Annotated in this window: 14 protein-coding genes; 11 read left to right on the top strand and 3 right to left on the bottom strand. The window is 43.0% G+C overall.

Features of this window, described 5'->3' with window-relative positions; all coding sequences use genetic code 11:
- Window positions 1–49: 49 nt before the first annotated feature.
- Together FAY33_RS19805 and FAY33_RS14010 are read left to right on the top strand one after the other, a co-directional pair.
- Complete coding sequence (locus FAY33_RS19805) at window positions 50–214, top strand: hypothetical protein (protein ID WP_207706027.1); 165 nt, start codon at window positions 50–52, stop codon at window positions 212–214.
- The gene (locus FAY33_RS14010) at window positions 211–6,363 is read left to right on the top strand and encodes a bacterial Ig-like domain-containing protein (RefSeq protein WP_143321856.1); all 6,153 of its coding nucleotides are present in this window, start codon (window positions 211–213) and stop codon (window positions 6,361–6,363) included. Before FAY33_RS19805 ends, FAY33_RS14010 begins: the two co-directional genes overlap by 4 nt.
- 389 nt (window positions 6,364–6,752) lie before the next feature.
- On the opposite strand, the gene FAY33_RS19565 is transcribed toward FAY33_RS14010, so the two are convergent.
- Window positions 6,753–6,923 (bottom strand): hypothetical protein, encoded by a 171-nt coding sequence (locus FAY33_RS19565; RefSeq protein ID WP_185967642.1) that lies wholly within the window; start codon window positions 6,921–6,923, stop codon window positions 6,753–6,755.
- Between the two features lie 156 nt (window positions 6,924–7,079).
- Here FAY33_RS19565 and FAY33_RS19560 point away from each other — a divergent pair, with 156 nt between their 5' ends.
- The 3 genes from FAY33_RS19560 (at window position 7,080) to FAY33_RS19555 (ending at window position 9,139) form a co-directional block, all read left to right on the top strand.
- Window positions 7,080–7,250, top strand: a complete 171-nt coding sequence (locus tag FAY33_RS19560) for a hypothetical protein (protein WP_185967641.1) — start codon at window positions 7,080–7,082, stop codon at window positions 7,248–7,250.
- A gap of 161 nt (window positions 7,251–7,411) precedes the next feature.
- Window positions 7,412–8,449, top strand: coding sequence for an Rpn family recombination-promoting nuclease/putative transposase (locus FAY33_RS14005; RefSeq protein WP_185967640.1), 1,038 nt, complete (start codon window positions 7,412–7,414; stop codon window positions 8,447–8,449).
- A gap of 540 nt (window positions 8,450–8,989) precedes the next feature.
- Window positions 8,990–9,139, top strand: a complete 150-nt coding sequence (locus FAY33_RS19555; protein WP_185967639.1) for a hypothetical protein — start codon at window positions 8,990–8,992, stop codon at window positions 9,137–9,139.
- A 44-nt stretch (window positions 9,140–9,183) separates the two neighbouring features.
- Here the strand turns inward: FAY33_RS19555 and FAY33_RS14000 are convergent, their stop codons facing one another.
- Window positions 9,184–9,591, bottom strand: a complete 408-nt coding sequence (locus FAY33_RS14000) for a hypothetical protein (protein ID WP_143321854.1) — start codon at window positions 9,589–9,591, stop codon at window positions 9,184–9,186.
- Between the two features lie 204 nt (window positions 9,592–9,795).
- A complete protein-coding gene (locus FAY33_RS13995; protein ID WP_143321853.1) occupies window positions 9,796–11,160 on the bottom strand; it encodes a cell wall-binding protein in 1,365 nt (454 codons plus the stop codon).
- 280 nt (window positions 11,161–11,440) lie between these two features.
- Here FAY33_RS13995 and FAY33_RS13990 point away from each other — a divergent pair, with 280 nt between their 5' ends.
- From FAY33_RS13990 to FAY33_RS13965, 6 genes are read left to right on the top strand one after another with little or no spacing between them, the layout of a single operon-like run.
- A complete protein-coding gene (locus FAY33_RS13990) occupies window positions 11,441–13,372 on the top strand; it encodes a thiamine pyrophosphate-binding protein (RefSeq protein ID WP_143321852.1) in 1,932 nt (643 codons plus the stop codon).
- Window positions 13,373–13,406: 34 nt separating this feature from the next.
- A complete protein-coding gene (locus FAY33_RS13985) occupies window positions 13,407–14,366 on the top strand; it encodes an NAD(P)-dependent oxidoreductase (protein WP_143321851.1) in 960 nt (319 codons plus the stop codon).
- 1 nt (window position 14,367) lies between these two features.
- Window positions 14,368–15,561 carry a class I SAM-dependent methyltransferase gene (locus FAY33_RS13980; RefSeq protein WP_143321850.1) on the top strand — a complete coding sequence of 398 codons (1,194 nt, stop codon included), beginning with the start codon at window positions 14,368–14,370 and terminating at the stop codon, window positions 15,559–15,561.
- A 9-nt stretch (window positions 15,562–15,570) separates the two neighbouring features.
- On the top strand, window positions 15,571–16,638 hold the full coding sequence (locus FAY33_RS13975; protein ID WP_143321849.1) for a zinc-binding dehydrogenase: 1,068 nt from the start codon (window positions 15,571–15,573) through the stop codon (window positions 16,636–16,638).
- Window positions 16,639–16,642: 4 nt separating this feature from the next.
- Entirely contained in the window at window positions 16,643–17,656 is a 1,014-nt protein-coding gene (locus FAY33_RS13970) for a glycosyltransferase family 2 protein (protein WP_143321848.1), read from the top strand.
- Complete coding sequence (locus FAY33_RS13965; RefSeq protein ID WP_143321847.1) at window positions 17,646–19,838, top strand: glycosyltransferase; 2,193 nt, start codon at window positions 17,646–17,648, stop codon at window positions 19,836–19,838. The genes FAY33_RS13970 and FAY33_RS13965 overlap by 11 nt, the downstream gene beginning before the upstream one ends.
- Window position 19,839: the final 1 nt, after the last annotated feature.

Below are 19,839 nucleotides of genomic sequence, written 5' to 3'. Positions count from 1 at the left end.
GACTTTTTTGATATTCTGGATTTTTGCTATCAAGATACAGAAAATATGAATGGAATCTGAGTTAAAAATGGTCAGAAAGTTGTACTTTTACAAGATATCTCAGAATAAACTAATGAAAGAATTAATTGGCAAAGAATTAAAAATTGTGGAGGCAAATGGGGGAAAAAGAAAGGCAGGAATGGTTGTTATAATTTGGGGGAGGGATAAAAATTGAAAACCAGGAAGTTAATTCAAAGGACGCTTTGTTTGGCGCTAAGTGTGGGGCTGGTTCTCACTGGTCTGCCTGGTGCAGGACCAGTGAATGGGCTGGCAGCTCAGTATGAGATTCAGGAAGGGGAGATTCCGGCTATGGCAGCAGCTCTGGATGAGTTGCCTTCTGTAGTAAACTGTGTTGAGGCTGGGGCCTCCATACAGACTCCAAAGGACATTAATTGGGAGATAGAAGGGAATGGATCTTTCTATAATGCAGGAAGCCAGGTAAGAGTAAGGGGGACCATAACAGAGAATGGACAGAAGGTTTCCGCCACAGTATTGGCGGTTCCGCAAGAGGTTATTTACCTGGTGGATTCCAATAGTTCAGATCCTCTGGAGTCTGCAGATTTTAAACGTTTTAAGGAAAGCGGGGATATTTCTTTCCTTAAAAACTCCATTCCGGACCAGGTTTATTCTCAGGGGACCTGGGGAATTGAGGGAGATGCAAAGAAAAAGGGAGAAGTGGCTCAATTAAAAGGCACCAAAGGCTATACCGGATACTATACCGATGGAGATGGGAAGATATCGTACAGACTTCCTCTGGAAGCAGGAACTTATGTTGTAGCTGCAGAATTTGCTGAGTGGTGGGGAAACTACAGCAGGGCAGTTGATATGAAGGTCACCTTTGCTGAAACCAGCGGAAGCACGGTTACAAAGGTCCTGGACACAGCTCTTTTGGGAGACAGGCTGAGTATGGATACAGCTCTCGGCAGTTTCACCATTGATGCAAAACAGGAGATTTTACTTGATTTCCAGAGGAAGGAGGGGAGCAGTGAAGCCGCAGTTCTTTCAGGATTTACCATTGTAAAGGTAAGAGAGGAACTTCCGGATATGGAAGTTATTCCTGTTACCGTTGATGGAAAGGTAATTGATGAATACAATACATTCGGTGGTTTTGGTTCTGTTACCTGTAATAATACATCCAGACTTCTTATGGATTATAAGGCTCTTCATGAGGAACAATACTGGACAATGATGAGATTGCTGTTTGACAGGGAGAATGGGGCAGGGTTAAATCATGTAAAGATTGAGATGGGGGCTGATGTCAACTCTTCTTCTGGAACAGAACCGGCAACCATGCGATCACCGGATGAAGAGCCGAATGTACGAAGAGGTGCGGGATTTCTGTTTGCAGCAGATGCCAGGTCCATTAATCCTGATATTACGGTGGAGATTCTCCGTTGGGGAGAACCCAGATGGACTCAGGAGGGAAAGGGGTATGAAGCGTATGATAATCCCAGATTTGAGGCGAGATATCAATGGTATCGGAAGACCATTGATGCGGTTTACGAGACTTATAACTATAAGATTACAGAGGTGAGTCCCGGACAGAATGAGCGGAGAAAAGATTATCCCGATAATTTTGCATGGATCAAATACTGTGCAAAAAGGTTTAAAGAAGATGCACACAATGGGATTGGTGCATTTGATTACGGAGAGATTAAGATTGTTGCTGCAGATCTATACCGTGGTATGGGAACTACAGTGGATTATCTGATGAAAGATCAGGAGTTTCTGGACCTGGTGGATATTATTTCAGATCATTATCAGATATGGATGGGGAGCAGGGAGCTGGACCGCTTAAACCAGGAATATGGAAAAGAAATCTGGTATGGAGAATCCACTTCACCTATGATCAATGCCAATTACCGGGCGAATGTGGATCCGCTTCGGGGTGGAATTGGAGGTTCGGGAGGAATTGCAGCCATGGCGGAACGGCTGATTTCTGCCTATGCCTATAAGAATGCCCAGGGGTATACCAGTCATATGACAGAATTATTGTTTCAGCCGGCAATTGGGGCTTTCTATGAAGGCAGTGCTTACAGTCCCAAACAGTTGATTGGGGCATTTGATCCATGGTCGGGTTATTATGAAGCTGACGGGGGAATTCAGATGGCAGAACATTTTATGAAGTTTGCTGATGGTGATTGGAGATATCTTCCGGAAGCCTGTTTCTCTGACGGAAAGACCGGAGATGGTGATATTGTAGCAGACACATCGACGGATACCCGACTTGCTCTTAAGGATCCGGATACCGATGATTATTCAGTCATATTCGCCAATAATACCTCAAAGAAGAGAACGTATAGGTTAACACTCAAGAATCTAAAGACTGCAGAGGCTTCCTATAATATTTGGGAAACAAGAGGTCCAGGTGATGGACAGGAATATGATGCGAACTGGTTTCAGAATATTGTAAAGGAGGGCAAACCCAGCCGCAATGACGATGGAACCACTGCAATTGAATTGACAGTAAAACCTTATTCAATCATAACGCTTACCAGTTTAACTGATCGGGGAACCAGTTACATACCTGGGCAAAATGATTCGGGCAAAGACAGAGAGGTGCTTTCTCTCCCCTACCGGGATAATTTTGATTACAAGGATTCTTTTGTAGAGGAAAGGGGTGGAACACCGTTCTTTACCACGGATTTGGAAGGAGCCTTTGAGGTCTGCAAATCAGAGGATACCGGATATGTCCTGACCCAGATGATTCATGGAGAGAACAGACCTTATAACTGGAATCCATGGGGCGGAGGAAGCGATGAGAGCAGCCAGACTACCAATGCTCCATGGACGGTCCTTGGGGACCACCGCTGGGCGAATTATAGGGCTGGAATTGATATAAAACTGGATACCAGAGGCACAGGCTATGGAGAAAACTTTGCTGTTTTGGGAGCAAGAGAAGTGGTCCATTCCTCAGGTGCTGCATACAGAGCCAAAATCTATGACAATGGAAGGTGGGAACTTTTACGTTTTAATAAGATTAAAAAGTCTGGAAAGCTGGAAGGTTTTATTCCAGATTTATGGCACAGGCTTGAACTAAACGTTGATGAAAACGTTATTACAATGTATCTTGATGGAAAGGAGACAGGACAATTTATTGATGAATCAAGTCCCGTAATGACAGGGCGTGTGGTTCTGATGAGCGGTTTTTGGAACACAGCTTTTGATAATCTGTCAGTGACTCCAATAGAAGGAAAAACACCTTTCGCATCGGTAAAGCTGGATGATACTTCTCCTTTAATCTGGTGGAAAGGAGAGGTAACTCACAATATCGGACAGGGATTTGCTTTTTATAACCGTACTTATACCGCCATGCCTCAGAAAACTGCGATGGAGTTTACAATACCTGCAGGAACTGGCTTTAACATTTTTGGAAAGTCAGCCTCGGCGAAAGTCCGTCTCATCATAGATGGACAGGAGGAAGTGGTCACGACAGCATCAGCAGGAGACAGAGAAACAATTTTGCGGAAACAGAATCTGACAGAAGGCGATCATCTGGTAAAATTAGAAGTCTTACAGGGAACCTGTCAGGTGGATGGAATTGATTTACTGTCGGGCGCTTCTGTCGGGAATAAGAATGTTTATACAGGCGAATTGCTTTCTCTGATGGAGTTTGTAAAAGGGTACAGCTTTCATTCCGACTTATATCCTCAGAAGTTAATAGAACAGGTAGAACATGAGCTTGCAGCTGCAGAAGAGGTTCTTTTAAGTTCACCTGACCAGAAGATGGTGGATACAACAAGAAATTCTCTTAGAAATGCTTTCATAAGGGTGGTTCCATCAGATACCATTGTAAAGGTGAAAGACGAGTTCGGACCACAGACCGTAATTCAGAATGGGATTCCTGAATTGCCGGAGGCTGTAACTGTTGTAAATGCAGTAGGAGAAGAAAGCTTAAAAGATGTGACCTGGAATTTTAATGATCTGGATTTTAGTACTCTTTGGAATACGGTTGAAGTGACAGGTATGATAGAAGATACGCAAATGAAGCTTAGCGTCAGGGTAGTTGTGATTCCTTTTGGATTAACCTGGTTTATTGACAGTGGAACTGCAGATGTTACAGATGACAACGGGATGACAGGACATTCCGATCTCTATGATCTGATTGCAGATTCTGTTAATCTGGAGAATGAAAAAGCGGATCAAAGGTATACCGAAGGCTCCTGGGGATACGAGGAACATGAAGATGTTGCAGTAAAGGGGAGCGGAAGCATTTCCTATCATACGGGGATTTATGAATCAGGACTTTATGTGGATTACAGCAAAGATACAGACATCGTATATAAGCTTCCAATGAAGGCAGGGAAGCATAGATTTATGATTGGTGTCCAGGCATTTTGGAATGAGACTCATTCTGGAACGGTAGAACTGCGTTATAGAACCGCCGAAGGGGAAGAGGAAACCATAGAACTTGGAACTGTAACGGTAAGCGCCTCTGATCCGGATATCTGTTATTCCAAAACAGCGGAGATTCCAACGGATGGTGTGGTAGAAATCAGGATAAAAAAGGCTGGTACAAAGATTCATCTGATCAGTTGGCTTGCGGTAGCAGATCAGGCAGAAACGGACCTTCCCGCTGTTATAATTACCGAACAGGGAACACTTCCAGACCTGCCTGAGACTGTTATGGTATCTGGAAAGGAGATGGAGGTTACATGGAACACAGAAAGAGAAACCAGTTTTAAGAAGCCATGGTCTTCAATTCTTGTGAAAGGAAAAGTACCGGAACTGAATCTTCCCGTGAGTGTAACAGTAGAAACCATCCCTAAAAACCTGCGTTACTTCATTGATTCGGGAGTGGTGGACCAGATGGACTCCTCTTATTATAATGCGGTAGATAAGGCAGTGGGAGGTCTGTTGAATGAACTTCCGGATAAAGAGGCGGACAGCCAGACTTGGGGATATGCAGACCCGGCGAGTCTTGGAGGCTCTATGGGAAAGGAAAGTGACAATCATTATAAAACGGGCTGGTGGGCAAAGAAAGGGAAAGAAATCGTGTATAGGCTTCCTCTGAAGGCAGGAACTTATCAGTTCACCAGTGGTTTTTATGAATGGTGGTCTGTAACACGTCCGATGGAGGCTTATGTAGCCTATGAAGATAAGAGTGGAGAGCAGAGGACGGTTTCGCTTGGAACCATAACCATCTCAGCGCCGGAAGAATCCATTCTGAGATCCAAGACAGATGTGGTGATACCTTCGGATCAGATTGTTGAATTCCTGGTAAAAAAGACAGGGGAGAACGATCCGGTTATCAGTTGGCTTGCGGTCAATGAAAAAACAGAAGATGATCTGCCAAAGGAGAATATTTACCATACCACTGGAATCAAAGTTACACAGAAACCAGAAAAGAGCCAGTATGATATCGGGCAGGTACTGGATCAGACGGGAATGGAGGTAAGAAAGTATGAAAAAGCCAGTCCCAGTAATGCGGTAAGAGTCAGTGTATTGGAAGAAGAGGATTATGAGGTACTTTATGATTTTTCTGAACCTGGAAAAAGAAAAGTTACAGTGCTCTATAGCGAATGGGCTGAAGAAGGTGTTGAGCATAACTTTACAGATTCATTTATCGTAACAGTCTGTGAAGCACTGGAAGAAGAGTTTTACACCACAAAAATAAAAGTCACAAAGAAGCCAGATAAGACCAGATACAGACTTGGGGAAGAGTTAGAACTGTCAGGCATGGAGGTGACGGAATTTGTAAAAGCAAGCCCATCCAATGCAGCGAGAAAGAAGGTTCTGACACAAGATCAATATGAAACAGAATATGATTTTTCAATTCCAGGAACACGAAAAGTTAAAGTTATATATTATGGCCTTGATAAGTTGGGAGAGGAGCGGAAATTTATCGACTCATTTACAGTGAAAGTTATGAATGAGGAAAAGATACCGGATAACTATAACGATTCCAGTGATTCTGATGATAGAGATGTCTCTATTGCAAAACGCCAGTCAAAAAAAGATGCGTATTATTATGGAACATGGAAACAGGATGAGACTGGCTGGTGGCTGTCGGGAACAGACGGAACCTATCCACGAAGTTGTTGGGCGCTGGTTCGGGAGAAAGATGCAGAGGAATGGTATTATTTTAACGATAAAGGTTATATGATTACTGGCTGGTTGGAGTATAAGAATCAAACGTATTATTTAAATCCGGTTAGTGATGGAACCATGGGACGGATGTTGATGGGGTGGCAGCAGATTAATGGAATCTGGTATTACTTTAATAAGACAGCAGGGGAAAGCCTTGGAGCTGTGTATAGAGATACTGTCACACCTGATGGTTATAGGGTAGGACCTGATGGTGCCTGGATTCAGAAGGTATAATACATTAAGGCATAAGGACTGTCCATTGTGTTGTTCTTAACGATTTTAGGGGAAGCGGTTTTTGCTTCTCCTAAAAACCGTTATGATGATATCTTAGTGGAAATCAAAGAAGAGTGTGTTGCTGAATAATACCAGATATGAAAAAATTTAAAGCCGCTTGATAGCGGGGGAGAATGGATAAACATGTGAACATTTAAAAAGTTCTATGATATGGCGATACCAGCCCCAAAACACGTGACTGGTTTTTTCTGATGAAAGGAATACCCTGGGGTATCGTCTCTGGTTAAGAAAGAATGAGGCTGGTAAACAACACCTGTATCAGGAAAAACGTTTTAGAAGACTTATAGTCTGTTCACTCGCTTTTTGTTACAGGTGTTTCTTAACCAGTCTTACTTTTGCTTTTCTTCTCTCTCCATTCGGAGTGCCCGAAGTCCCAGCCGGATCAGTTCTACAGTTGCTTCTGATCTGGTCTGAAACCGGTTTTCAAAACGGAAATCTTCAATCTGCTTAAACAAATCATCATCAACAGAGACCGTATACCTTGGTTTGTTTGTAGCCATAAATATCACCTCATCTATAAATTAATTTAATTATACATCAGTGAACCAGAGAAGTAAAGATGAAATATAAAATATGGGTATTGACAGTACATCGGTGAACCAATATAATAAAACTACAGGGTTCAGTGAACCACCATGGGAAAGGAGAAGGAATCAATGGAAACAGGCTTGAAGCGGCTTACAATCTCTCTGACAACGGAAATGCAAGCTGAGTTAAAGGCAGTCAGAAAGGCGTACTTTGGTACGGTCACTCAGAATGAGATGATCAAGGAGTTAATCCGCCGGGGGTTGAAAGCTGTGGAAGCAGATGGGGGAGTGGACAGGTAACTGGTTCTGGATATGTTGGGAGGGAGAAAGAAAAAGACCATAAAACTTGTTCAACAGACGGTTTATATGTTGTTAAGTGTTAAAAAGCGATGCTGATTTCCGGAAAAATGCTGAAACAGACAGGCGGTCCTTGCGGGGCATGAATTCCATGGATGGAGTTCATGATTAATAGTAAAAAGTGTATCACACCACATTATTCCCAGTTGAATAATGAAGTGCGGTCCCCCTGGAGAGTAGGGAAAGCACAGGTAAAATTGAGAATAAAACAATACGAAAGACTGGAATTTACGGATGATTTTATGTTTTCTTATGTGATGCGTAGTAATGAAGCATTGTGCAAATGTTTATTGGAACATATTTTACAGATCCAGGTAGAAAGACTGGAGTTCCTATCCAGTCAGGAAACCCTTGATTCTTATCCGGAAGCAAAGGGAGTAAGACTTGATGTGTATATAAAAAGTTCAGGTAAGGTTTTTAATGTTGAAATGCAGACTGCAGTAAAGTCCGATTTACCCCAGAGAAGCAGATACTATCAGAGCCAGATTGATACATCAATGCTTCAGAAAGGACAGCAATACAAAGAATTGTCTGATAGCTATGTCATTTTCATTTGTATGTTTGATCCATTCGGTTATGGACATTACATATATCATTTCAGAAACAGTTGTGTAGAGGTACCGGGACTTCCCCTGGGCGATGGCTCTCATAAAGTTTTTGTGAATGTATGTGGAACAGAGGGGGATATAAGCAATGAATTAGTAGAGTTTTTTAATTATCTGAGAGCGCCGCAGGAATATGATTTATTTACAATGGATAACGCTCTGATAAATTATGCGTTAACAGAAGTCCGGAAAGGTCGTAGAAATAAAGAATGGAGGTTGATCTATATGACTCTCATGACAAGGTATAACGAATTTTTGGCAGAAGGACTGGAAGAAGGTCGTAAAGAAGGTTTAGAAAAAGGACGAAAAGAAGGGCTCGAGGAAGGACTCAAAGAAGGACTCAAAGAAGGACTCAAAGAAGGACATAAAGAGGGGCATAAAGAAGGACATGAAGAAGGTTATGCCCAGGGAGAAAAATTATTTGCAGATTTGGCGCAGATGCTGCTGCAGAAAGGTCAATTGAAAGAATTGAATCATGCAATTGTGGATAAATCCTATCGTGATATGCTTTACCGTCAATTTAAACTCATAGAATAGCACGATTATCCCATTTTTATTTTTTGTTCCTGCCCATAATCCAACATTCCGACAATAAGTCTGAGATAGAAAGCCGTATATGTTCGAATCATTGTTATGATAATGTATTTGTAATAATTGAAAGATTCTCTTATAAGGAACTGAAAAGTTGAATCCTCAGAGCCGGTTAAATCAGTTAAGAAAACCCGATGTCATGAAGCTTTTTTTGCGCTTTTCACGTTTTGAGTGATATGTCTCAATTAAGAAGAAAATGCACTTGATTTATAATAAAGGATAAATAGTTGAATATAGTTCGAAAAAACAGAATTTTAACACAAATTTTATCGACAATAATAGAATGAGGTAAATAGCATATCTTGTGCTGTGGAAAAATTTAGTTAATAGATATAGTATTTTTGATTCTTTTTTACGAAAAATATATAAAATTCCTTCAAATGACAAAAGAATATGTCGAATTTTGCGATAGGTTTTGCTTTTCAAACAGTTTAAAACAGCTTATAGTGGTTACTAGAAAAGCAGAAAAAAAGGAGGGTTTTCTATATGACAGATGCTGAGAAGCTGCGGATTATAGAGATGGAGAACGAAAGGTTAGTGGAAGAAAACAAGAAACTCCATAGGGTGATTGAGAGATTAAACCAGACGCTGAACAGATTGCTTGGTCGTTACATAAGCGTTGATAAGATTGCCTGACAGGGATAGTGGGGGAGTGCCCAGCACTCCCGGGGGTATCCCTGTCAGGGGTCCATCCCCTTTTTCAGATCTGTGTTGTCGTCAGGAACCATTCCCTTATTTTTGCGTACAAGTTCCCATATTGTCTGGTGCATCCATTCAATGGTTTGGTTCAGCTTTTCATTTTCTATTTCTAATTCGGTAATGCGATCTCCCATACGAGCGATAATCTCCCGGCTGTTGTTGACTTTGTGTGGGGCAAGAAGTCGTTGGACATAAGGAGAAGATGATTCAATAATATGCTTGGAAAGCAGTTCATCCCTTGCCTGGCAGGACAGATCCATAAAATCCTGATAACTCATGGAAAGCGGAGTCATTTCAACTTTACATTTGGGGCAAACGGCATTGCGTTGAAGCTGATAATATCCATAGTAACCGCACTTAGAACAATAGTACACGGACAATTCTCTCATTAGTCTCCTCCTTTTTCTAAAATTATGATAAAAACAGTCTATTCCTAACATATATAACGGAAACGATCGCAAAATATAACGCAAAAATTATCGAATTAAAAAAAATTATAAAGATCAGGCCAAAAAAGCCCGCAGTGCAGAAGCACATGCGGACTCTTTTATCTGAACGGATGAATCTTTTGTAATTTATAATTAATCGTTATCTTACTGAATAATACCGTTAGTATCAACAACAAAGAATTTGTTGTTGTTATCTTTGTAGTCTTTGTATCCTGCTCCCAGTTCCGGTTTTTCGGTGGATTTGGAAGTGGAAGATGCAGTCTGAACAACTCCATTTGTATTTACAAGATAATTTACTCCATTAAGAGAAACAGGAGCCAGTCTTAAATCAGAAGATGCTTCTTTTCTTAAACCGTATTCATAAACTGTGTTATCAAGGATTCCAGTGTAACCCTGTCCCTTTTTGGAACCAGAGGTATGGAAGTACCAGATCTCATTTTCGTCTAAGTCATCATTAAAGATGGTCTGCTTTCCTGTGTTCATAACGCCGATGGTACCGCCGCTGGTTTCAGTTGTAAAATAGAAGTTGGCAATCGTTCCATCTGCTAAAGTTACGACTTTAAGACCAGTCTGCATTTCACCTTTTGTATTGAATCCGTATTTCTGTGAATTTACAGTAAATAATTTAATTCCTTTATCTGAGTGGTATGGAGCACCGTCTTTAAAGAAGAACCAGTAAGTTTCGTCTTCTGTACTGACGCCGGAGATACCTTCGATCTGTCTCCAGCCGCTCACTCTTACTCCGTCATCAGGATCATAGTACTGATATCCTGCTGCGGAAGCTGTATTATCATTTGTATTTTCGGCCGCTTCTGATGCAGTTGCCTTCACTGGAAGTTTGTACCAGCCAGTCTGCATTTCTCCATTTACGAAAGTATAGTAGGAACCATTGATCTTTTTATCGACCTGATCTTTTACCATAATTCCGTCCTTATCAAAATAGTACCAGGAGAGAGGATTCTCCAGATCTTCGCTTACGCTGTCAAGCTGGAACCAGCCAGTTTTCTGGGCGCCGTCGTTTTCATCACCAAGATAGTATGTGGAACCTTCGATTTCAACCTTACCAGTCAGCATCTGACCCTGTTCATCAAAATAGTACCACTGGTCGTTGATTTTCTGCCATTTGGAAACAACACTCTTGCCGTCTTTTCCATAATAATGCCAGAATACTTCAGGAGCGTCAGGGGAGTCCCAGTAGCTGTCATTGTTAACAGAGATCCACTGGTTTGTAATTCTCTTTCCGCTTTCATCTACATAGTATTCATCAATTTCCTGGCTCTTTGCGATTTCGCCGTCTTCATTTAAATAATACCAATCCTCACCGTATTTTTTCCAGGAATCGGTCGCATAGTAATCGCCCTCTTCATAGAATTTCCAAGAGTCGTTTTCTTCTACCCAGCCGGTTGCTTTTGCATAAGCGGTTGTGGTTAAGAGGCCGAACTCCGGAGCTGCAGCAGCGATGATACCTGCTGCGGATAATACAGCCACTAATTTAAAATGCTTTTTCATAAATATGTTCTCTCCTTTTTTACACTAAGTTTTGTCATGGCCGAAAATCCATCGTTGCATTACTCTGCGATTATAACCCATTGGTAAGGTTCAAAGATAGTGAGTTTTCATGGCAGATATGGAAGGAGATAACATAACAAGAAAAAAGTTGAGATTCCCAAGGGGTTTCCCCCAATATTTAAGGTTTTTTAAAGTAAGAAAACTTTAATAGGAAAATAAAGGTTGGTGTGGTATAATCACAAACAGATAAAAAACATTCCTTAAAAAGGAGCGATGAATCATGAGAATGAAAGTATCCAACTATATCTCCAGAACGCTTACCCAGTCTGGAATTACCCAGGTGTTTACGGTGACCGGGGGAGGGGCGATGCACTTGAATGATGCACTCGGTCATGAGCCAGGTCTGCACTGCCTGTATAATCACCATGAACAGGCATGTGCCATAGCAGCAGAGGCTTATACCAGAATTCAGGGCAGGCTTGCCGCCGTCTGTGTCACGACAGGTCCTGGGGGAACCAATGCCATTACCGGTGTGCTTGGAGGCTGGTTGGATTCTATTCCCATGCTAATCTTATCCGGACAGGTCCGCTACGACACCACGGCAAGGTGGTCTGGTGTGGGAATACGAGCCATGGGAGACCAGGAATTTGATATTGTGAAAGCGGTTGACTGTATGACCAAGTACAGTGAGATGATTATTGATCCTATGCGGATCCGGTATTGTCTGGAAAAGGCAATATATTTATCCCTTTCCGGCCGTCCAGGTCCCGTATGGCTGGATATTCCGCTGAATGTTCAGGGGGCTTTCATCGAGACCAATGATTTAATTGGATTTTCAGCAGAAGATTATGAAAAGGGCGGAGATGGCTGGGAATCTGATAGTAAGGCCAGAATAAAGGAAGATGAGGCTGGATGTGGAGAACAGCGTCAGAGACTTCCAAAGCCAGTAACTCCAGAGACAGCCAGAGCTATTTTAGAAAAGATAAAGCAGTCGTCCCGTCCGGTAATCAATGCAGGGAATGGAATCCGAATCGGACAGGCACATGATGTCTTTTTACGGGTTGTGGAGAAACTTGGAATTCCCGTTGTCACAGGCTGGAACAGTCAGGACTGTATATGGCAGGACCATCCCCTTTATACCGGACGGGGAGGTGGCATGGGAGACCGTGCCGGGAATTTTGCAGTTCAAAACAGTGATCTGGTTCTGTCGCTTGGAAGCCGCCTGAGCATTCGTCAGGTAGGATATAATTATAAAACGTGGGCAAGACAGGCATATGTGATTGTGAATGACATTGACCCCGAAGAATTAAAAAAACCATCGGTTCATGCAGACATGCCGGTTCATGCCCATGTCAAGGACCTCCTTGAGGCGCTGGAAGCGGTTTTAGATGGGGAATATAAGGCATCAAAAGGGAACCCTTTATTTCATGGCGGAACAGGCATTGAGGGAAAAAACTGGAATGAGACCTGCCGCATGTGGAAACAGGAGTATCCGGTGGTGTTAGAAAAGCATTACAGGCATGGAGCAGAGGAAGAGACCAACATCTATGCGTTTATAAAGGAACTCAGCAGTAAGGCAGAGGAAAACCAGATTACCGTAGTGGGAAACGGTTCCGCCTGTGTGGTAGGCGGACATGCTTATACCATCAGGAGAGGACAGAGGTTTATAACCAATTCTGCAGTTGCTTCCATGGGATATGATCTTCCGGCGGCAATCGGAATTGCTATGGCGGATTGTTCTAAAGATATTATTCTTATAACCGGCGATGGCAGTATTCAGATGAATCTGCAGGAATTGCAGACCATTGTCCATCACCAGATGCCGGTTAAGATTTTTCTTATTAATAATGGAGGATATCATTCCATCCGGCAGACACAAAAGAATTTCTTTGGAGAACCTTTGGTGGGAGTGGGAGAAGACAGCAGGGATTTGAGCTTTCCACAGATGGAGAAGCTGGCAGCAGCCTATGGATATCCTTATGTCGCCATTCATCATAACGGAGAGATAGATCATGGAATTGAAGCTGCCTTTGCAAAGGAAGGACCAGTGATCTGCGAGGTATTTGTAAGCCGTGACCAGAACTTTGAACCAAAGTCCTCAGCCAAACGCCTTGCAGACGGCACGATGGTATCCCCTCCTTTGGAAGATTTATCTCCATTCCTGCCAGAAGAAGAGATGGAACGGAACATGATCATTCCAAGGCTGAAATAGCAGCGTGAGTAATGGGAAGTTTGGAGGAAGAACGTTGAATATAGTTGTGACAGGTGCCACCAGTTTTCTTGGAAAGGCACTGGTGGATCAATTACAAAAGGATGGCAATCAGGTGTATGCTGTGGTCCGTCCCGGTTCAAAGAATTTAAAGAAGATTAATACCGGCTGCCAGGGGCTGACACTGATTGAGTGTGAGCTGGAAGACCTTCACAGGCTTCCCGACATCATCAAGGAGCCTTGCCAGGCATTTTATCATTTTGGCTGGGATGGCTCTGGAAGCGCAAACCGTTTGAAAAAAGATGTTCAGCAAAAGAACACCATAGATGGATTAAAGGCACTGGAAGCGGCAAGACGTCTCCAGTGCAGACGCTTTTTATTCAGCGGTTCCCAGGCGGAATACGGAATTCACAGGGAAGCAATGACAGAAGAGACCGTATGCAGTCCGGTTTCTGAATATGGAATCGCAAAGCTTGAATTTTATCGGCAGGCAATGGAGCAGACGGAGAGATGGAGACAGGAAGGAATCTGTGACATGGAGTATATCCATGCAAGAATTTTCAGTGTTTATGGTCCCTTTGATCATCCATGGTCTTTGGTGGAAAGCTGCATTCGGGCATTTTCTCATGGAGAATATATTTCCCTTGGAGAATGTACTCAGACATGGAATTTTTTATATATAGATGATTGCATCCGGGCACTGATACTTTTGATGGAACAAAAAAAAGAATCGGTTTCCGGAATTTATAATGTAGCTGGACCGGAAGAAGAGAATCGGAAGCTGAGAGATTATATCCGGCTTATATATGAAGGGATCGGCTTTCATGGAAGTTATAGCTATGGAAGAAGAAAGCCGAATGCAGAAGGACCGGCAAATCTGATTCCGGATATAAAAAAGCTGCAGGCAGCAACTGGGTTTAGACCGGAAGTATCATTTGCCCATGGGATACGAAGAACCTGTGAGGCGGAAACCATTGACAGAAAGGGATTGATTTAATATGAGAGAGAAAATTTGTATTGTATGCAAAAGTCCCCTTGAAGGGAATCCTTTGATGACTCTCAACCATATGCCTGCTTCGGCTCAGGATATTCCGGGAAAAGCAGAACTGGAACAGGAAAAAGGAATTGCACTTTCCCTTCACCAGTGCAGCACCTGCGGTCTGGTACAATTTTCCTGTGAACCGGTGTCATATTATAAGGATGTGATCCGTTCCGGTGGATATAGTACCACCATGGTCAACTTAAGGACACGTCAGTATAAACATTTTATTGATTTCTGCCATCTGGAAGGCAGGAAACTGATAGAAGCAGGATGCGGACAGGGAGAATTCCTTTCTGTGCTCACACGGTTTCCGGTGGAAGCACATGGCATTGAGCACCGGGAAAACCTTGTGCAGATGGCACAGGAAAAAGGACTCTCCGTATGGAGACAGTTTGCACAGGAGGGAGAGGTACTGGCTTCTCCGGACGGAAGCGTGAAAGGCCCCTATGACGGTTTTTTGTCCTTTAATTATTTAGAACATCAGCCTGACCCTGTTTCCATGCTTCGGTGTATTGCAGATAATCTGACGGAGAACGGTGTCGGGCTGATTACGGTCCCAAGCCTGGAGTATATTCTTCAATATGATGGGTATTATGAACTGATTCGGGATCATCTGGCTTATTATACATTCGATACTCTTCGATATACTGTGGAGACTGCTGGTTTCGAAGTTCTGGAAGAGAAGATGGTCAACCGGGACACACTGTCTGTGATCGTAAGAAAAAGAAATAGTTTAAAACCGAGTAAGTCTGTTAAAAAAACTGCAGAGAATCTGGATGTGTCTGGTCTCATTGAAAGCCAGAATACCATTGGCGCAGAGATGAATGAATTGGTCGGGGATTTGGAAAAGCAGGGAAAAAGCCTGGCAGTCTGGGGCGCAAGCCATCAGGGTTTTACTCTTGCTTCCACAACTAAGATCGGTGAATTTGCCCGGTATATGATTGACTCTGCTCCCTTTAAACAGGGCAGATATGCACCGGCTTCTCATCTGCCAATTGTGTCTCCGGATCATTTTTCCCATGCTCCGGTCGATGCTGTATTAATTGTGGCTCCCGGATACACAGAGGAGATTGCGGCGATTATAAAAGAAAGATATGGACAGAATATTGAAATTCTGGCATTGAAATCCAATCATCTGGAAAGGATATAAGATAAAACTATGAAAGCTTTTGTTTTAATTGAACCTGGAAAAGTCGGCTGGTATGATGCCCCGGAACCAACTATTACCCCTTATGGAGCCATTCTCCGGCCCGTTGCCGTAGCACCTTGTTCCTCTGATGTTCATACGGTGTATGGCGGCGGTTCCAGAAAAGCTCCTAACCTGATTTTAGGACATGAATGTGTGGCAGAGATTTTAGAAACCGGAGAACTGGTACAGGATTTTAAACCGGGAGAACTGGTTGCAGTTCCGGCTATTACACCGGACTGGAGAGCTTTGGGCATTCAGGAGGGAAACTATAAACACGCATCAGCTCCGTTTTCCGGTCATCAGCTTGGACGTTCGGCACCTGGAGTATTTGCGGAGAGATTCCTTATTCCGGATGCGGATACAACGCTGGCAAAGATTCCACAGGGAGTGACCATAGAGCAGGCACTCATGTGTGTGGATGTGGTGACGACCGGATTTACAGGGGCGGAATTTGCAGATATCAAGTTTGGAGATACGGTTGTGGTTATGGGAATCGGTCCCATCGGTCTTATGGCGGTAGAAGGTGCAAGACATTTGGGTGCTGCCCGGATTCTTGCAGTGGGAAGCCGTCCGGTCTGTGTCAGCCTTGCCAGAGAATTCGGCGCAACGGAAGTTCTGAGTTACAAAGATGGGGATGTGGTAGATCAGGTAATGGAAAGAACCGGAGGACTTGGGGCGGACAGCGTAATTATCTGCGGCGGGGGAGACGAAGTGTTTTCCCAGGCAGTGGATATGGTGAGGTACGGAATTGGAACCGTGTCCAATGTAAATTATTATGGAGGAACCGGGAACCTTCCTTTCCCCAAATTTTCCGGGGGCAGAGGAATGGCTGGAAAGACCATCCATACAGAATTGGCAAAGGGAGGCAGGGTGAGAATCGAACGCCTGCTTAATATGGTGAAGTATAAAAGAATTCACCCGGAAAAGCTGATTACCCACCGGCTTTTGGGGCTTGATGCCGTTGAGACTGCCCTTCAGAAGATGAGAGAAAAACCACAGGATTTAATTAAAGTAATGGTTCAGATAGATTGGAAGTGAACGTATGAAGACAATTAGCATTGCTGTCCCCTGCTATAATGAGGAAGAAAATGTAGAGGCACTGTATCAGGCAATATCAGATGTATTTAAAAAGGATCTGCCAGGCTATCAATATGAGATCATCTTTATTGATAATGATTCCAAAGACAGAACCAGAGAGATTATAAGACGGCTCTGTTCCTTTGACGCAGGGGTAAAGGGTATTTTTAACGCTAAAAATTTCGGGCAGTTCAATTCCCCTTACTATGCCATGCTTCAATCCACAGGCGACGCCACGATTTTAATGGCGGCTGATTTTCAGGATCCTGTGGAGATGATCCCAAAGTATATCAGGGAGTGGGAACAGGGATATAAGATTGTTATTGGAATTAAGAAATCCAGCAAGGAAAACAAGCTGATGTATCTGCTGAGAAGCTGCTATTATAAATGTATCAAAAAACTATCCGATGTAGAGCAGATTGAGCATTTTACCGGATTCGGGCTTTATGATTCAAAATTCATCAAGGTTTTAAGAGAACTGGATGACCCTACCCCATTTCTTCGCGGAATAGTGGCAGAGCTTGGGTTCCGGCGCAAGGAAGTTCCCTATGAACAGCCAAAGCGGCGTGCAGGAAAAACCAGTAACAATTTTTACCGCCTTTACGATGCTGCGATGTTAAGCATTACTTCCTATACAAAGGTGGGACTGCGGATTGCCACCATATTTGGAAGTATCTGTTCTTTCGCAAGTATGGCGGTAGCGCTGATTTACCTGATTATGAAACTCATGTACTGGGATCGTTTTCCGGCAGGTATGGCCCCCCTTTTGATTGGCATGTGTTTCCTTGGATCGGTGCAGATCTTTTTTATCGGTCTGGTAGGAGAATATGTGCTTTCCATCAATGCCCGTATTATGAAGCGGCCATTGGTAATTGAAGAAGAAAGAATTAATTTTACATCCGGGGAGAAAGCCGAACCGGAGGAGGATATGCTTCTTACAGCAGCCTCTATGGAGGATGGGAACAGAAATGAAATATAAGATAGATGTAGCAAGAATCCGGGAGAATTCCATTGTATTAAATGGCTGGGTCATTGGCAAGACCCTTCGTTCACAAGTGAAGTTCCAGGTTTTAGATGGTCAGGGGCATGAGGTGGAATTTAAACATGTTCCGGTACGAAGAGATGATGTAAGTCAGATCTATTTTAAACAGGGAACGGAAAAAGACCTTGGGTTTGATATCAGAATCCCTTATATCAGAGAGAAGAACGAAGACCGCTTTCTCGTTATATCCTGTGATGGAAAGACGGAGAAAGTCAAACTGAATACAGCCATAATTGAAAAGCAGAACAGCTCCGCCCATAAAAAGTCTGTAAAGCTTAAGAATATGATGAATTTACAGACGCTTCAGTCTGCTGCAGATTTTTTAAAGGAAAATGGTCTGAAAGCATTCCTGCTGAAATCCAGACACAAGCTTCAGGGAATTGACAGCGACTATGATTATCCGGAGTGGTACGAATTAACGAAACCAACGGAAGAGGAACTGAACAGTCAGAGAAAAACAGTATTTGATTATATGCCTAAAATGTCAGTGGTCATACCTGCCTATAAGACGCCCGAACGGTTTCTATCCGCCATGCTTGATTCTCTGCTGGCTCAAACCTATGGCAACTGGGAGGTCTGTATCGCAGATGGCAGTCCCAAAGGAGAAAGCGTAGAGCGGGTATTAAAGCGCTATGCTCTGAAAGATGAGAGAGTCCGCTACGTGATTCTGGGAGAGAATAAAGGGATTTCCGGCAACACCAATGCAGCCATTGAGATGGCAACAGGTGATTTTATTGTATTGGCGGATCATGATGACACCATGGCGCCGGATGCCTTGTTTGAGTGTGTGAAAGCCATTCAATCCGATGCAGAGATTGATGTGGTTTATACCGATGAGGATAAACTGGATATTGACGGTGGAGAATTATTTGAACCTCACTTTAAGCCTGATTTTAATCCGGATCTGCTAAACAGCGTCAACTATATCTGCCATTTGTTTGTAGTGAGCCATGAACTTCTTCTGGAAGTAGGTGGTTTTAGAGAAGAATACGATGGAGCACAGGATTATGATTTTATTCTGCGCTGTACAGAGAAAGCCAGAAAGATCTGCCATGTACCAAAAGCACTCTACCACTGGCGCTGCCATCAGAATTCCACAGCCAGCAATCCGGAAAGCAAGTTATATGCTTTTGAAGCAGGTGCAAAAGCCGTAAAGGCCCATTTTAAACGAATCGGTGTGAATGCTATTTCCGTAGAAAAAGGAATTGATTACGGCATCTATCATACTACCTTTGGAATCAATGATTCTCCACTGGTCTCCGTGATTATTCCCAACAAAGATCATACAGCGGATTTAGATTTGTGCATCCGTTCCATTCTTCATAAGTCCAGCTATAAGAATCTGGAATTCATTGTGGTGGAAAACAACAGTACAGCCCCGGAAACCTTTGACTACTACGAAAAGATTCAGAAAGAATTTACTTCCGTTCATGTGGTGAAATGGGAAAAAGAGTTTAATTACTCTGCCATCAATAATTTTGGAGTTACTTTTTCAAAAGGAGAATACCTTCTCTTTTTAAATAACGATACAGAGATGATTAATCCTGATGGTATTAAAGAGATGCTGGGCTTCTGCCAGAGACAGGATGTTGGAATTGTAGGAGCCAGACTTTTGTATTCCGATGATACCATTCAGCATGCCGGGGTTGTGGTTGGATTTGGCGGAATAGCGGGGCATACCTTTATTGGTCTTCATAAATCCGAAAGCAGCTACTTTAATCAGGCGATGTGTGCAAGAAACTACAGTGCAGTGACTGCTGCCTGCATGATGAGCAAACGATCATTGTTTGACCAGGCGGGAGGATTTTCAGAAGACCTGGCAGTTGCATTTAATGACATTGACTATTGCATGAAAATACGCTCTCTCAATAAACTGGTGGTCTATGCTCCTTACGCCTTATTTTATCATTATGAGTCCAAATCAAGGGGGCTGGAGGATACACCGGAGAAGGTAGCACGTTTTAACCGGGAGATCAAAAAATTCTCAGAAAAATGGCCTGACATTTTAAGAGATGGAGATCCTTATTATAATCCTAACTTAACCTTGCGCAAATCCAATTTTGCCCTTCGTGACCTTCGAAAAGAGAAAATTGGAGAACCCTATAAACTGGAGGTGTAAG

This window comes from Clostridium sp. HBUAS56010 (assembly GCF_007115105.1).
Classification (GTDB): Bacteria; Bacillota; Clostridia; order Lachnospirales; family Lachnospiraceae; genus Lacrimispora.
Note: the sequence above shows the minus strand (reverse complement) of the source record. Positions and strands in the feature narration are given on the sequence as shown.